At 49.8% G+C, this 14,834-nt stretch carries 14 protein-coding genes; 13 read left to right on the top strand and 1 reads right to left on the bottom strand.

Annotation, left to right across the window (positions count from 1 at the left end):
• The first annotated feature begins 615 nt into the window (after positions 1–615).
• The 5 genes from ACKTSG_RS06880 to ACKTSG_RS06860 all read left to right on the top strand — a co-directional run bounded on the left by ACKTSG_RS06880 (position 616) and on the right by ACKTSG_RS06860 (position 5,456).
• Entirely contained in the window at positions 616–1,233 is a 618-nt protein-coding gene (locus tag ACKTSG_RS06880) for a hypothetical protein (RefSeq protein WP_407893249.1), read from the top strand.
• Positions 1,230–2,075 (top strand): sulfite exporter TauE/SafE family protein, encoded by an 846-nt coding sequence (locus ACKTSG_RS06875; RefSeq protein ID WP_407893247.1) that lies wholly within the window; start codon positions 1,230–1,232, stop codon positions 2,073–2,075. The genes ACKTSG_RS06880 and ACKTSG_RS06875 overlap by 4 nt, the downstream gene beginning before the upstream one ends.
• Positions 2,075–2,443, top strand: coding sequence for a DUF1634 domain-containing protein (locus ACKTSG_RS06870; protein WP_407893245.1), 369 nt, complete (start codon positions 2,075–2,077; stop codon positions 2,441–2,443). Before ACKTSG_RS06875 ends, ACKTSG_RS06870 begins: the two co-directional genes overlap by 1 nt.
• 251 nt (positions 2,444–2,694) lie before the next feature.
• The gene (locus ACKTSG_RS06865; protein ID WP_407893243.1) at positions 2,695–4,041 is read left to right on the top strand and encodes a CHAP domain-containing protein; all 1,347 of its coding nucleotides are present in this window, start codon (positions 2,695–2,697) and stop codon (positions 4,039–4,041) included.
• Between the two features lie 254 nt (positions 4,042–4,295).
• Positions 4,296–5,456 carry a C40 family peptidase gene (locus ACKTSG_RS06860; protein ID WP_407893241.1) on the top strand — a complete coding sequence of 387 codons (1,161 nt, stop codon included), beginning with the start codon at positions 4,296–4,298 and terminating at the stop codon, positions 5,454–5,456.
• A gap of 47 nt (positions 5,457–5,503) precedes the next feature.
• On the opposite strand, the gene ACKTSG_RS06855 is transcribed toward ACKTSG_RS06860, so the two are convergent.
• Positions 5,504–6,703, bottom strand: a complete 1,200-nt coding sequence (locus ACKTSG_RS06855; protein ID WP_407893239.1) for an aminotransferase-like domain-containing protein — start codon at positions 6,701–6,703, stop codon at positions 5,504–5,506.
• A gap of 144 nt (positions 6,704–6,847) precedes the next feature.
• Between ACKTSG_RS06855 and ACKTSG_RS06850 the strand changes: the two genes are divergently transcribed.
• The 8 genes from ACKTSG_RS06850 to ACKTSG_RS06815 all read left to right on the top strand — a co-directional run bounded on the left by ACKTSG_RS06850 (position 6,848) and on the right by ACKTSG_RS06815 (position 14,831).
• On the top strand, positions 6,848–7,744 hold the full coding sequence (locus ACKTSG_RS06850; RefSeq protein WP_407893237.1) for a LysR family transcriptional regulator: 897 nt from the start codon (positions 6,848–6,850) through the stop codon (positions 7,742–7,744).
• An 86-nt stretch (positions 7,745–7,830) separates the two neighbouring features.
• Complete coding sequence (locus ACKTSG_RS06845) at positions 7,831–8,640, top strand: Cof-type HAD-IIB family hydrolase (protein WP_407893235.1); 810 nt, start codon at positions 7,831–7,833, stop codon at positions 8,638–8,640.
• A gap of 12 nt (positions 8,641–8,652) precedes the next feature.
• On the top strand, positions 8,653–9,321 hold the full coding sequence (locus ACKTSG_RS06840) for a DUF6198 family protein (RefSeq protein WP_407893233.1): 669 nt from the start codon (positions 8,653–8,655) through the stop codon (positions 9,319–9,321).
• 101 nt (positions 9,322–9,422) lie between these two features.
• On the top strand, positions 9,423–10,760 hold the full coding sequence (gene brnQ / locus ACKTSG_RS06835; protein WP_407893232.1) for a branched-chain amino acid transport system II carrier protein: 1,338 nt from the start codon (positions 9,423–9,425) through the stop codon (positions 10,758–10,760).
• A gap of 197 nt (positions 10,761–10,957) precedes the next feature.
• Positions 10,958–11,293: a hypothetical protein gene (locus tag ACKTSG_RS06830; protein WP_407893230.1), complete on the top strand. Its 336-nt coding sequence runs from the start codon at positions 10,958–10,960 to the stop codon at positions 11,291–11,293.
• A 268-nt stretch (positions 11,294–11,561) separates the two neighbouring features.
• Entirely contained in the window at positions 11,562–12,746 is a 1,185-nt protein-coding gene (locus ACKTSG_RS06825) for an RNA-guided endonuclease InsQ/TnpB family protein (protein WP_407893228.1), read from the top strand.
• Between the two features lie 159 nt (positions 12,747–12,905).
• Entirely contained in the window at positions 12,906–13,715 is an 810-nt protein-coding gene (locus ACKTSG_RS06820; protein WP_407893226.1) for an HAD family hydrolase, read from the top strand.
• A gap of 126 nt (positions 13,716–13,841) precedes the next feature.
• The gene (locus ACKTSG_RS06815) at positions 13,842–14,831 is read left to right on the top strand and encodes an aldo/keto reductase (protein WP_407893224.1); all 990 of its coding nucleotides are present in this window, start codon (positions 13,842–13,844) and stop codon (positions 14,829–14,831) included.
• The last annotated feature ends 3 nt before the right edge of the window (positions 14,832–14,834 follow it).

Below are 14,834 nucleotides of genomic sequence, written 5' to 3'. Positions count from 1 at the left end.
TAGCAAGAACTTGATCGATCGGTTACTTTGACCAATCCGAAAAATCTGGGGCGGCGGCAAAAAGCAGGTAGGGAATTTTGTTTGGCGCTCGTCTTAAACTCAGACCTTCCGTTTCGGTGCCAAATGCCATGATTTAGGCGGCAATGTGTTTAGCTTAATACCTTGAGCAATAGTAGACCCTGAAAACTTGAATATGAGTAGCTGTGGCCATTCGAGAAAATTTGTGGGCGAAGGGAGATCGGCGTCACGAAGGAAAACTGGCCAATTGCCGTGACAGTGAAATCAAGGATGACGCCGAACTTTGGCGGTATCCGCGGCTTTCACCGGCAAGTTTTGAAACAGTGGTTTGTGCTGGTTCAAAACTTAGGCGTAAGAACATCGGCGCTTTTTGCCGATTTCTGAAGCCGGCCGCACGGCAACTTGGCCAGTTTTCCGCAGTGATGCCGATCTCTCGCAGCCCGCAGATTTTCGGGTCGTATGACAATAGTCGTTGCCAGTTATCGGCAACAGTTGAATCTCTACTAGTATAGAAGAGTTTGCAAAAAAGTTGAACCTTGTTAGAAAAATCGCTATAGTTGGCCTTGTCATGAATTTCTGAAAAAAGGGGATCCCAAAATGGAAATCAACACCAAAGCCTTCCAAGACGCCATTATGGACGGCAACTACACCACCTTCAATCAAGATGTTACCCCAGAAACAGCCAAAAAAGGGCTCGATTCTGCACTAGCACCTGTGTTTGCGGCAGTCGATGACGCGATTGCGCAAGGCAAGTTGATCCAAGCGCAATTGACGATCACCAGTGCCGAACCGACGATCATTCGCTTAGAAACCGGGATCGTGAACTTGCCTTTTGCCGATGCCAAGAAAATTATCAACTTTTTAGAACCTGAAGAACAAGTGCCGCTGAAGCTGTATTTGATCGTCATCGCCGAACACGTCAACGCCTCTGGCTTGCGCATCGATGAAGTGGCGACATTAGAACAATACACGCAACAAAAAGCGGCCCAACAAGCGGCGATCGTCGCGGCAGGCATGCAAAAACTTGACGAGATCGCCGAAAACCAACTGCGGCCAGCGCCGGAACCAGTCGAAAAAAAGCCAGCTACCCGCCGCACCACGACGAAAAAAGCCACCACGAAGCGTAAAACTGCGACCCGCAAAACTGCAGCGAAAAAAACCACCACGCGTAAAACGACTCGTAAGCCGGCAGCCAAAAAGGAGACGAAAGCATGATCACCCAAGCCTTGATTTTTATTGGCGTTGGGCTGATGGCTGGCATTTTAGGCGCATTGCTTGGCTTAGGCGGTGGGATCATTGTGACCCCAGTGATCACCTTGATCCTTGGTTTGCCGATCCAATACGCCATTGCCGCGTCGATCATTGCCGTGATCGCCACCAGCTCAGGCGCCACGATCGCGTATCTCAAAGATGAAATGCTGAACTTGCGCGTGGCCATGTTTTTGGAGATCGCCACCACAGTTGGCGCCGTGCTTGGCGCGGTGGTCACCGGCTTGGTGTCTAGCCAAGTGCTGTATTTCTTGTTTGGCGCCTTGTTGATTTTTTCAACGTATAATATGGTGCGCAAGCTCATTGGCAAAAAAGATGCCCAACGCGACCCAGTGCCTGATCCTGCTGCTGAAAAATTGCGGTTGAACGGGACTTACTATGATAAAGCCAGTGGCAAAGAAGTCGATTACAAAGTCACCAATGTTCCTGGCGGCTTTGCGATGATGTTTGGCGCCGGATTAGCGTCTGGATTGCTTGGAATCGGCTCTGGGGCATTTAAGGTGTTGGCCATGGATACGATCATGCAAATGCCGCTGAAGCCTTCTACAGCCACGTCTAACTTAATGATGGGGGTCACTGCCGCAGCCAGTGCCACGGTGTACTTTTTTAACGGCGCTTTACAGCCGCAAATCGCCGCACCTTTGGCCATCGGGATCTTAGTTGGGGCGACGATCGGCACGCGCATCATGCAACTGCTGCCGACCAAAGTCTTGCGGATGATCTTTATTCCTGTGATCGGCTATATGGGCTTGCAAATGCTACTTAAAGGATTTGGGGTGACCATCTGATGACGCCAGAAATGAAAAAAGAAATCGACGACATCGAAGCCATTATCGGCAAGATCATGCAGATCGGCGTGTTGATCGCGGCGTTTGTGATCATTGTGGGGATCTTGGATCTGTTGATCAGCGGCACTAGCGGTTATCCCGCTGGCGTGCATCCGCATGCGCCTGGCACCATTTTGCAAGGGGTGCTGCAGTTTAAAGCTTACGCCATTATGATGCTGGGGATCTTTTTGCTGATCTTGACGCCGGTATTGCGAGTCGTGGTATCGATCTATGCGTTTATCAAAGAAAAAGACCGCTTATACACTTGGATCACGACTATCGTATTGATCATTTTGGTGATCGCGATGGTGATCGGATACTTAGGTTAACGTCATCGACAACGTGTTTCGTCAGCTTGACTGGCAGAAGCGCGTTGTTTTTTTGTTTTTTAATTTGGCACAAGTGTTCATTTAAAATCGACGCTTTGTTATTAAATTAATCACCTGTGTTGGAAATGTTCCCGTCTAGTAACGTTCACGTAAAACTTGGCTGGTAGACTCTAGTTATCAAATGTTGAAGCTTTTGTGATTTTATGAAGCGAAAGCGAAATTTTATCGGGTACCATGCCAGGAGGAATATCGTGAAAATTAGTAAATTAACTGCATCTTTATTAACCAGTACTGCCGTCTTTGCTGGGTTGCTTGTCGCACAACAAGGCCAATCCCATCAAGTTTCTGCCGATAGCAAATTGCGCGTCGACTATTCATCGAACCTACGCCAAAATGCCGGCACTGATGCCAAGATCATCGGCGGTTTAAAAGTTGGCGATACTTACAGCTATGACAAAACCGCGACTGCTAGTGGCTACACCTGGTATGAAATCGGCGATAACCAATGGGTCGCTTCTGCCGGCGCCAAAGTCACTGGTGGCCAAGTGACCGTGACTGACGCGTCCAATAAGCGCGTGGGCCCATCTACCAGCAATAAGATCGCTGGCGGTTACTACCCTGGCCAAAAGCTGAACTTTACGCAAACGGTTCAAGCAGGCGGCTACACGTGGTACAAAGTCGGCAAAAACGCTTGGGTCGCTTCTGCTGGGGTCACTGAAACTGGTGTGACCCGCACCGCCACACAAGCAAGCGTTCAACCCGCAACACCTACTACCACTGCGTCTGCTCAAACGACCACGCCTGCCGCTACCGCTACGCCTAGTGCCACGACCACGGCCAGTGCGACGCCTGCCGCTGTAACGCCGGCACCAAAAGCGGCCGCAACGACCACCACGCCAACAGTGACTGCGGCTAGTGGCAAAGTGCAAACGACCGTTGCCTCTAACTTACGGAGCAGTGCCGATACTTCCGCGACTGTCACTGGTAGCTTACCAGCTGGCACGATCCGCAACTACACGGCCACCACAGTTGCTGATGGCTACACGTGGTATCAAGTTGGCACCAACCAATGGGTCGCCGGCGCGCAACCATACACTGGCAGTGCTGCGGCTACCACTAGCACACCAAGTACGACGACGCGCTCAGCCAGTGCGACTAGCACAACGACGACGCAAACTCGCACGAATACGGCATCGACTTACACCAACGCTGCTAGTGCAACGCCTGCAGGCAACCGGACGGCGACGAATTCTGCCGGTAACACTTACGCTTGGGGTCAATGCACTTGGTATGTGAAGTCAGTGGCACCTTGGGCTGGCAACTACTGGGGCAATGGCGGCCAATGGGGCGCTAGTGCCGCAGCACAAGGCTTCACAGTCAACCATACGCCAAGTGTCGGCTCGATCGTCGTCGTTGCCGGTGGGCAAAACTTTGGCGGCTGGACTGCCGCTGCGGGTTATGGTCATGTGGCTTATGTTGTTGGCGTTAGTGGCAACACAATCACCGTTCAACAAGGCGGCATGGGCTTTTCTAACCCAGCTGGTCCAAACACCCAAACGGTTTCTGGCGCTGGCAACTTCACTTACATCCATCGTTAAACCAGATCCAACGAGTCGCAATTTTGCGGCTCGTTTTTTTGTGGTGTTATTTAGCATTCGCTTCATTTGTAAAAAATGTTATCTTTCAACTTTTAAAAAAACCTCAAAGGGCTTAAGGATGTTTTACGATTGTTTAGTTTTAGTCATCTTGCCGTAACACAATGAAGGTACACTCAAAGAAGTCAAACGTTACGTTTTTGACGTTGAATTGACCATATATGTTATTAAAAATGAAATTATTCGGGGGAACAACATTGAAAACCAGCAAGCTTTCCACATCCTTACTTGCCAGTACTGCCGTATTTGCCGGGGTGTTACTCGCCTCAGGGCATAGCAACAAAGTGTCCGCAGCCAGTTATGTGAAGATCAATTATTCATCTAACATTCGCCAAACGCCAACCACGTCTGCACGGATCGTTGGCGGCTTAAGCGTGGGTTCCGTACTCGCTTATAGCAAAACTGCCACGGCTAACGGCTACACGTGGTATCAAATCGGCACTAACCGCTGGGTCGCCTCGGCCGGGGCATCAACCACTGCAGGCGCAACCGCAAGCAACACCGGCACTGCTGCTAGCGGCAAAGTGCAGATCAAATATGCATCCAATCAACGTTCTGGTGCCGGCACTGGCTACAGTGTCAACGGTAGCTTACGTGTTGGCGCCGTTTATACATACACGGCTACGGCCAAGGCCAATGGCTATACGTGGTACCAGATCGGCACCAACAAGTGGGTCGCTTCTGCTGGGGCTGCCCCATATGCCGGCAGTGCGTCAACGTCGACGCAACCTTCAACACCAAATGCTGCCAGCGGCAAAGTGCAGATCAAATATGCGTCCAACCAGCGCTCAGGTGCTGGCACTGGCTACAGCGTCAATGGTAGCTTGAAGGCCGGTTCGATTTATAGCTACACGGCCACAGCAACGGCTAATGGCTACACTTGGTATCAGCTTGGCGCCAATCGCTGGGTCGCTTCAGCCGGCGCGGTTCCTTATACCGGCGCCGCTACTGGGACGTCAACTGCCCCATCTACGCCAACGAATAGCTCAGCGTCAGCTAAGATCGCCGCAGTGATCGCTTTGGCTAAAACTGAGCTCGGCAAGCCGTATGTTTGGGGTGGCAAAGGGCCGAACAGCTTCGATTGTTCTGGTTTGATGTATTATGTCTTCTTGCATGCAGCTGGCATCAATATCGGCGGCTACACTGGCAGTCAACAAAATGCTGGCACCCGCGTCAGCTTGTCCAGTTTAAAACCTGGGGACATTTTATTTTGGAGCAGTAACGGCAGCACGTATCACGATGCGCTGTATATTGGCAATAACCAATACATCACTGCCCCAGAACCAGGCGAAACGGTTAAGATCGCCACGATCACGCGCTACTTCTACCCAAGCTTCGGCGTTCGCGTGCTGAAGTAAGCATCAAAAAAGCCCTTCACGAGAGGAAATTCGTGAAGGGCTTTTGCTTAATGTTGAAGGCGTTGCGGTTGCGCTAAGGCTTGCGTCAACGCGTCGCATAATGCCAAGGCGCCGGTTTTGATCTGAGCCAACGTGGGGCCAGTGAAGTTCAACCGCGCCCCGTTGATCATGCCATTGCCTGGCACCATTACGCTGGCAGGCACAAAGGAGACATTAGCTTGTGGCATCAAGGTGTCATTCATAAAGGCTTCCGCGTCAAAGCCTTCAGGTAGCTGCAGCCACAAGAAGAAGCCGCCGTCAGGATCATTGATGGTGCAGCCAGCTGGCAAATGTTGTCGCAAGGTGTGGACCATCAAGTTTTTCTTTTCGACATAACAAGCGCGAATTTGTTGGATATGCGCGTTAAGGTCGTTTTGTTCCAAATAGGCATTGATCCCATGCATCATCAAGTTGCTGGATTCCACATCCACGCCGCCTTTTAAGGCAGTGAGGTGATGCAATAATTCCGGTTGTGCCACCAGCCAACCTAAGCGCAAGCTCGGCGCTAAGATCTTGGAGAAACTGCCGAGAAAAATCACGCGGCCTTGGGTATCCAAGCTTTGTAACGTCGGTAAGTTTGAGCCGCTATAACGCAAGTCGCGATAAGGCCCGTCTTCTAAGATCATCACGTCATATTGATTGGCCAAAGCGATCAATGCTTGGCGTTTAGCTAACGACATCACAGTGCCAGTCGGGTTTTGGAAATCAGGAATGGTGTAGATCAACTTGACGGACTTGGTCATCAACACTTTTTGTAGCGCGTGTAAGTCCATGCCGTCAGCTTCCACAGCCACCGGATAATAAGTTGGTTGATACGCATCAAAGGCCGCCAAAGCGCCAACATAAGTGGGACCTTCAACGACCAACCCGTCGCCAACGTTCAACAACAAGCGCGCCGTTAAGTCGATGCCTTGTTGGGCGCCTTGGGTCAACAGCACGTCTTTGTCAGTGACCGACATGCCGTCTTGTTGCATGCGCGCCGCCAACTTTTGGCGCAAAGGTAAGTAACCAGATGCCGAAGCGTATTGCAATAATTCTGGGTCTGCGCTTGAAAAACTATGGGCGAAAGCTTGATTCAATTGTTTGGTCGGAAACAACTTGCGATCGGGGTAGCCGCCAGCAAAGGAGATCACCTCAGGCGTCGACGCGGCAAACAGCGCCTCTAATCCGGCACTGGCATTTTGATAATTGCGTTGGGCTAATTCCATGATGATCTTCCTTTCTGTTTGACTAACTTGACTTCAGCTTACGTTGATTTTATGATGAAGTAAAATTCAACTTGTTCAAAGCTACATGAGAATTTCTCATGTATCGTCGAAAACGGCGTGGCAGTGGGATCTAGGAGGCAGTTCATGAGTAATTTCAGTTACGAAGTTTTTAGTGCGGTGGTAGAAAAAGGCACCTTTATGCAAGCTGCACAAGCGTTAAATGTCACCCCAAGTGCGGTATCTCACAGTGTCTCCCAATTGGAAAATGATCTGGGCTTTCCTTTATTTATCCGCAACCGTACTGGCGTGGAGTTGACGCCTGATGGCACGGCGATTTTACCGACGATCCAATCGATCTTAAATTTAGAAGACCAATTGGTGCAGATCGCCGACAATATCAATGGCATCAACACCGGCCGCATTCGCATTGGGGCCTTTTCGTCAGTGTCCAACAATTGGCTGCCGGAAATCATTCTGCGCTTCAAAAAACAATACCCAAAAATCGCCGTGTCGTTGGTGCAAGCCAGCTTCAATGAAATTGCTGAACAAGTGCGCGTCGGTACCATCGATATCGGCTTTTCGTTGATGCCAGTGGCCAAGCAATTGATCGCCATTCCGCTGTTGAAAGACCCGATCTATTGCATCACGCCGCGAGCCTACACCCCAGCTAACGGGACTTACATGACGGATCGTGATATGGCGCATCAAAACTTCATTTTGCAACAAGCCGATTACGACCGCGACACCAAAAAGGCGCTGGATCGCTACAATGTGTCGACCAACTCGCTGCATTATTCGCTGGATGACCAGTCGATTTTGTCGATGGTCGAAGCCGGTTTGGGCTTAGGGGTGTTGCCGAAATTGGCGTTAAAGAAGTTAGTGGGGGATGTCAACACGTACCCATTTTCTGAACCGTTTGAGCGGACACTGTGCTTGGTGATGAACCCTACCACCCAAAAGTCCCCTTCAGTTGCGCGCATGCAAACCGTGATCGAAGCGTATCTCAAAGAACATTATCCCAATGAATGCTTGTTGGCGTAACCGTTACGTTAGCCAAAAGCTTGGCAAATGCGTTAGAATAAACCCACGGTGACTGCCGTAAATTTTTGGACGTAAGGATGGCGGATATGAATCAAAAGCTGATCGCCTTAGATCTCGATGGCACCACGTTAAATCAAGCAGGGGCCTTGAGCCCCCAAACTATCGCAACGCTTAAAGCGGCGCAAGCGGCAGGACATTTGGTGGTGATCACCACTGGGCGACCAGATGCGATCTCAGAAAATTTCTATGATGAACTGGCACTGAACGGCCCGATGATCAACTTCAATGGGGCGTTGATCCACAAACCGCATCAACATTGGGCTCATGAACACCAAGTCGCCTTAACCACGCAAACAGCTTTGGCGTTAAAAGCGTTGAAGCAACAATTTGACATCGAGTTGATGGTGGCAGAAGGCAAGCAGTTGTTGTTAGCCGATCACGGCTATGTGGATATGCCATTTTTGCCGGATCTGCCAGCGCCACAACACTTGTTTGACGTCAACGGGTTGCAACAAGCGCCGATCTCCGTGACGATGTTTATTCGCGAACACACCTTGGCAGCTTTACAACGCGCGGTGCACCAGCATTTTCCCAAGCTTACCCCGAAAACTTGGGGGGCTTGGAGTGGCGAACACACTGCCCTTGAAGTGACAGCGGGCCATACTAGCAAATCGCAAGCAGTGGCTTATGTGGCCAAACTTTACGGCATCGCCCAACCAGACGTGATCGCGTTTGGGGATGATCTTAACGATTTAGATCTGATCGCTTATGCCGGCGTTGGCGTGGCAATGAAAAATGCCCGTCCGGAGATCTTACAAGTCGCAGACGCGGTGACGGCTTATGACAATGAAGGCGCTGGGATGGCAGATTATTTAGCGGATTATTTGGCGTTGTAAGAAGATGAGAAAATGCATGCTTCAGTAGAAAAATTATCCTCAGGCCAATTATTTGGCATGTTTGGCTTTTCGTTGATCCTTAATGGCTTTGGCAATGGCATGACAGTGGCGATGAACCTCGGCAGTGCGCTGTGGACGTCGAGTGCGGTTAATTTAAGTCACGCGTTTAACGTGTCGCTACTGACGATCTTGTTGCTAGAAGGCGTCGCCGTGGTGGCGTTTAATGCGGCAGTGTTAAGGCGTATTGACTGGCGGCGGATCGCAGGGAACTTTTTGTACATGGTGCCATTTTCGTTTCTGGTGTCAGGTTTTGCCACTTTGATCAAAATGACGCCGTTAGTGGCTTTGCCGTTGGCTTTGCGCGTCGGGTTGGATCTGATCGGAATCATGTGTATCGGGTGTGCGACGTCGATTTATCAACGCATCAATGTGGTGTTGCATCCCAATGACGACTTCATGCAGATCATTCGCTTCCGCTTTTTGCATGGCAATGCGGCGATCGCCCAACCGGTTTCGTTTCTGCCGCCGATCACCATCGATATTTTGTGTGTCGCGTTGACCAAGCAGATCTATGCCATCAATATCGGTACGTTGGTTTCTTTAGTGGCACAAGGAGCGGTGATCGGGTTTGCCGATACGCATGTGTTTCCGAAATTAAAGCATCGCCATTTGCAGGTGTAAGGTACATAAGTCGTTCAGCCATTTTGTTTCTCATGAATTGTTCATAAGCTTGTCAGAGTTGCTTGCTACAATGCCAGTAACAAGTGAAAAGAGGAATTGAAATGACATCGCGCAAACTCACACAACGCGAACTGATTTTTATTGGCACCATGTTGTTTGGCTTATTTTTTGGCGCCGGCAACTTGATCTTCCCAGTATTTGTCGGCCAGCAAGCAGGTGACCACTTATGGCCGGCAGTAATCGGCTTTTTGATTTCTGGTGTCGGCTTGCCGCTGTTAGGGGTGGCCGCGATCGGGATCACCAAAGTCGATGGGGTGTTTGGCTTAGCTGAAAAAGCCAATCGGCCGTTTGCTTATGGGTTTACCATCTTATTGTATTTGTGTATCGGCCCATTATTTGCGTTACCGCGCTTGGCGTCGATTTCTTATGAGATCGGGCTGACGCGCTTTGTCGGCGCAGGGCATCAAGCGCCAGTGTTGGCGATCTATTCGGTGATTTTTTTTGTTGCGGCTTGGTGGTTTGCCCGCAAACCTAGCAAGATCATGGTGTATGTCGGCAAAGTCCTGACGCCAGTATTTTTGGTGGTGTTGGCCGTTTTTCTGATCGCTGTGGTAGTGGCACCGATCGGACATGGGCAAGCAGCCGTTGGGACTTATCGCACGGCGGCGATGACTAGCGGCTTTACTGCAGGTTACTCGACGATGGATGCGTTAGCGGCGTTGGCTTTTGGGATCATCGTGGTCAATGCCATCAAGCAACTAGGGATCACCCAACCCACGGCCATTGCCAAACATACCGTGTTGGCGGGGACTTTGGCGGCAGGGCTGATGGGTGTGATCTATGCGCTATTGGCATTATTAGGGCGCAACGCCTTAGGGGTGTTTGCGCGCGCGGACAATGGTGGGGTGATTTTAAGTAATGTCGCCCATCACTATTTCGGCACGGCTGGTAATGTGCTGTTAGCGGTGATCGTGATCATTGCCTGTTTGAAAACTGCCATCGGCTTGATCACTGCGTTTGGGGATACCGCCAAAGAAATGTTTCCCCGTTTGCCTTATCAAGGCGTGATCGCAGTGGCCACGTTGATCCCGATGTTTTTTGCCAATGTCGGGTTGGATCGGCTGTTAAGCGTGTCAACGCCAGTGTTAGTGGCGTTGTATCCTTTTGCCATTGTGCTGATCTTGGTAGGGTTGTTGTCAGTGAAATTTACCCAACACCGCTGGTTGTTTAACTTATCGCTGTTATTTACGGCGATCCCAGCGTTATTAGATGGCTTGAATGCCACTGGCTTAAAAGCCGGCTGGTGCACCAGCTTGTTGGCACTTGGGCAAGGGTTGCCTGGGTTTGCTTCTGGGTTAGGCTGGACGGTACCGGCGTTAGTGGGGATGCTTTTAGGGATCTTTGTTGATCGCATCACCCAGCGACGAAATGCCAAGTGAAAAATTTAATTGGCCGTCAGCTTGTTGCCTGAAAGTCGTCTGGACTTGAGGCAAGGCCGCTGACACAAGGCTTTGGCCAAATTTTTCATCACGACACCTCACTGAAAAATGGCCAATACCTTGAATTCAGATTTGCTAACTGGCGCAAATTTAGCTATCGTATACTAGTGAGTAATTTGAAAGGATGGCGTAATGCTATGAGTAAGTCGATTTCTGAACTGACGGCTGACGCGCAACAAAAAGCCCTCAGCGACTTCATTGATTTTTATTTGGATAAATACCGTAACGAAGGCTTGGACCTGATCGCCCAAGCAGATACTACTGGGCATATCGCCGATATCAACGCTTGGTTGATGGACAACCGCTCATTTTCAAGAGAAGAGTTGGCTGCTGGCTTATTGCGCGAACGCGGTGCCAATTTGATCGCATTATTAAACACGATCAACGCGCCGTTTAATGACAACGGGTTACCCGAAACGCCTTGGAATGAATGGTTCAAATCTGACCTGCAAAGCATTCCTCAAGGACGCTAGACCTACGCTGACGGCTGAATCTTAGCCGTCTTTTTTTCAGGAGGAAGTTAACAGTAGTTGAAAATGTGGCACAATGTGTTAATTTGTAGCGATTAGTTGTTCTGCAGTAATCAAGTGGAAGGCAGAACGACTCAATGCTACAAGATGACAAACTCGTGAAAATTTTCTGACTGATGCATGGAGACCGGGTGGCGGTTTTCATCTTGTCTTGACAATGAAATTTCATCTTCATTTGCTATGCTGTTTATCAGCGAAATGAGGTGAAAAAATGTTGAGAACACACAAGATCCGCTGCTACCCAAACGCAACTATGCAACGGGCATTAGCCCAGGCCTGCGATTACCGACGCTATTGTTACAACCAAGCACTTGCGACTTGGAATGCGATGTATGATGCCTCAGTGGTATTGGCAGATAAGACGGCACGGCCTAACGAACGCAAGGTGCGAGATGAACTGGTCGCCAACAAAGCTGACTGGCAATATGGCCGTTCGGCGCGGATCTTGCAATTGGCGGTTCACGATTTATCCCGAGCCTGGGCAAATTTCTTTAACCCTGAAATGCCAGATCATCGCAAGCCTCGCTTCAAGTCAAAAAAGCGTAGCCGCAAAGCCTTCAAAACAGACAGAGCAGCCATCGTGAATGGTAAATTGCGCTTGGATAAACCGCATGGCTATCGTGATCGATGGTATGACATTCGGTTGGCTGAAACGCCCCGCTGGTCAGGTTCTGTTAAAGTGGCTTCAATCGTCAAAGAAGCAGATGGCTACTACGCTTGTCTTAGCATCGATGTTGTAGCGCCTGATCCGTTGCCTGAAAACCAGCGGATTTGTGGTATTGATGCCAACATCGGTAAATTCGTCTATAACGAAGGCGAAACAATGTCGGCCATTCGTGTATTGACCGAGCGACTGGTCAGTTTGTACCATCGAGTGTCCTTGTACCAGCGGCGGCTTGCTCGAAAGCGTCACGCAAATCCAAATCATTTTCGTTCTAACAATTACCGCGTAACGAGAACCAAGTTACAGCGGACTTACCAGAAAGTGACTCGGATTCAAAATGACCTCTTGCAAAAGTTTACGACGCTGCTGGTGCAAACTAACGGTACGATTGCCATTGAAGACTTGGATGTCTTGCATATGAAGATGAACAAACGACTAGCGAAGAAGTTACATCGCTCGTTGTTTGGCCGCTTCAAGCTGTTGATGAAGGACAAGACGCAATGGTACGGACGTCAGTTGGTGATAGTCAATCGGTTCTATCCGAGCACACAGCGGTGTAGTCGCTGCGCCTTAGTGAAAACAGACGATGATAAACTGACGCTGGCCGGTAATGCGCTTCACGGGACGAAACATCACGAGTTTCATTGTTACGGTTGCGGAGCTCAGCTTGAACGCGATGATAACGCCGTACAAAACTTGATTCAATATGCTCAGGGGCAGGCTATGTCCTAAAGGTTCAAGAGCCAGTCAATGTTGCTAGGTGTATACCGACGTAAGAATACTGGTGTTAACGGGACCAAATGAAATAATGAATGTACAACTAAGAAAGGAAATATATAATCCTTTACTAGTGTCATTAGACATTCTTCCACATTTTATATAGCAGGAGACATGGACAAGTATCTGATCATTTCCGACATTGATGGGACATTGGCCTATGACCATCAACACGTCAGCGCCAAAACCATTGCCGTTTTGCAACAATTGTTGGATGCCGGCCATGAATTCTACGCCGCCACTGGCCGCATGTATAACTTGGCCAAAGTGATCGCCGATCAAGTCGATCAGCGCGCCGAGATCATTGCGTCGAATGGGGCCGTGTATGACTTCAATGGGCAGCGCGTGCACCACTTAATGGGCGAACATGCCTTGACGCTGACGGAACAAGCCGCTGGCGCCCAAAATCTACCAGCAGTGTATTTCACTGATGACACCGTGTATTACACCAAAACGCCGAGCCAATCAGTGATCGACGTGATGATGAGTTTTGCTAGTGAAACTGCCCATATTGCCGTCAAGCAAGTCCACACGTTGGAAAACTTATTAGGCCATGTTGGCGAGATCACCAACGGGATCATTTTTAGCCCGCATGATCCGGAATCGCTGGCGCGCACGATGATGACTTTAGCTGCCAGCAATGCCATGCATTTGTCTGCCAGTGATGCGACCAATATCGAATTGATCCCTAAACACGTGGACAAATCTGTGGCCATTGCCGAACTGCAAGCCAAAACTGGCATTCCTGCCAGCCGCACGATCGTTTTTGGCGATGGGCTCAATGATCTGGGCATGCTTAAAGCCGCCGGGATCTCGGTGGCAATGGGCAATGCCGTACCAGATGTGGCCAAAGCCGCACGTTTTCAAACTTTGCGCAATACGGAAGATGGCATCGCGCATTTCTTGGAAAACTATTTTAAGTGATCGAAAGGGGCCGCAGTTGTCGGTCCTTTTTTGCGGTCACTTTTTAGGTCATTGGTTTACAAGCTTTGACCTGGCATTGAAAACGGTAACATGCGACAATATACCTATCGAGAAAGGATGATGGGTATGTACGAAGCAAAAACGACCCGCTATGATCAGTTGCCGATCCGCTCAGTAGGCGATTCTGGCTTGCGGCTACCAGCAGTGTCGTTAGGCTTATGGCAACATTTTGATGCGCAAGCGCCGTTTGAAGAACGCCAAGCGCTATTGTTGCATGCGTTTGATCAAGGGGTATTTCACTTTGATGTCGCCGATCATTACGGGATCCCTTATGGCTCCAGTGAAGCGCTGTTAGGTCGCGTGCTTGCCGGCGAACTAAAAGATTACCGTGATGAACTGGTGATCGCCACAAAAGTTGGCTTTGCCATCGGCGACGGGCCTTTTGGCAGTGGCTTGTCGCGCAAAGCGATCTTACAGCATATCGATGGCTCACTGCGCCGATTACAAACCGATTATGTCGATATCTACTATGCGCATCGCTTCGATGAATCTGTGCCGCTAGAAGAAACCGTGTCGGCTTTAGCTGCCGTGGTGAAAAGTGGCAAAGCCCGCTATATCGGGATCTCAAATTATAACGTTGAACAAACGCAAGCGGCGTTGGCGCTGTTTGAAGCCGAAAAAACGCCAGTAGTGGTGTCGCAAATGAGCTACAACATGTTCAATCGCGACGTGGAAACTAGCGGCTTATTGAACGTGCTGCGCGAGCATCATCAAGGGTTAGTGGCATATGGACCGCTTTCAGAAGGATTGTTGTCAGAGCGCTATTTAAACGGCTTGCCGGCAGACTTTAAGATCCATCACACCAATCAAGCGACGTTAAGCGTCGGTGCAGACGCGTTAGTTGAAAAACTCAACGCGCTGAACCAAATCGCCCAAAACCGCGGGCAAAGTTTGAGTCAACTGGCTTTGGCTTGGCTATTGCGCGATCGCGTGGTCGCTAGTGTGATCATTGGCACCACCAATGCCGCACATTTGGATGATAATTTACAAGCCGCACAAAATACCAGCTTTACTGCCGATGAGCTGGCTGCCATTGAGAAAATTACCACCTTATAAATC

The sequence above is a fragment of the Lacticaseibacillus salsurae genome (assembly GCF_045862175.1).
Taxonomy (GTDB): Bacteria; Bacillota; Bacilli; order Lactobacillales; family Lactobacillaceae; genus Lacticaseibacillus; species Lacticaseibacillus salsurae.
Note: the sequence above shows the minus strand (reverse complement) of the source record. Positions and strands in the feature narration are given on the sequence as shown.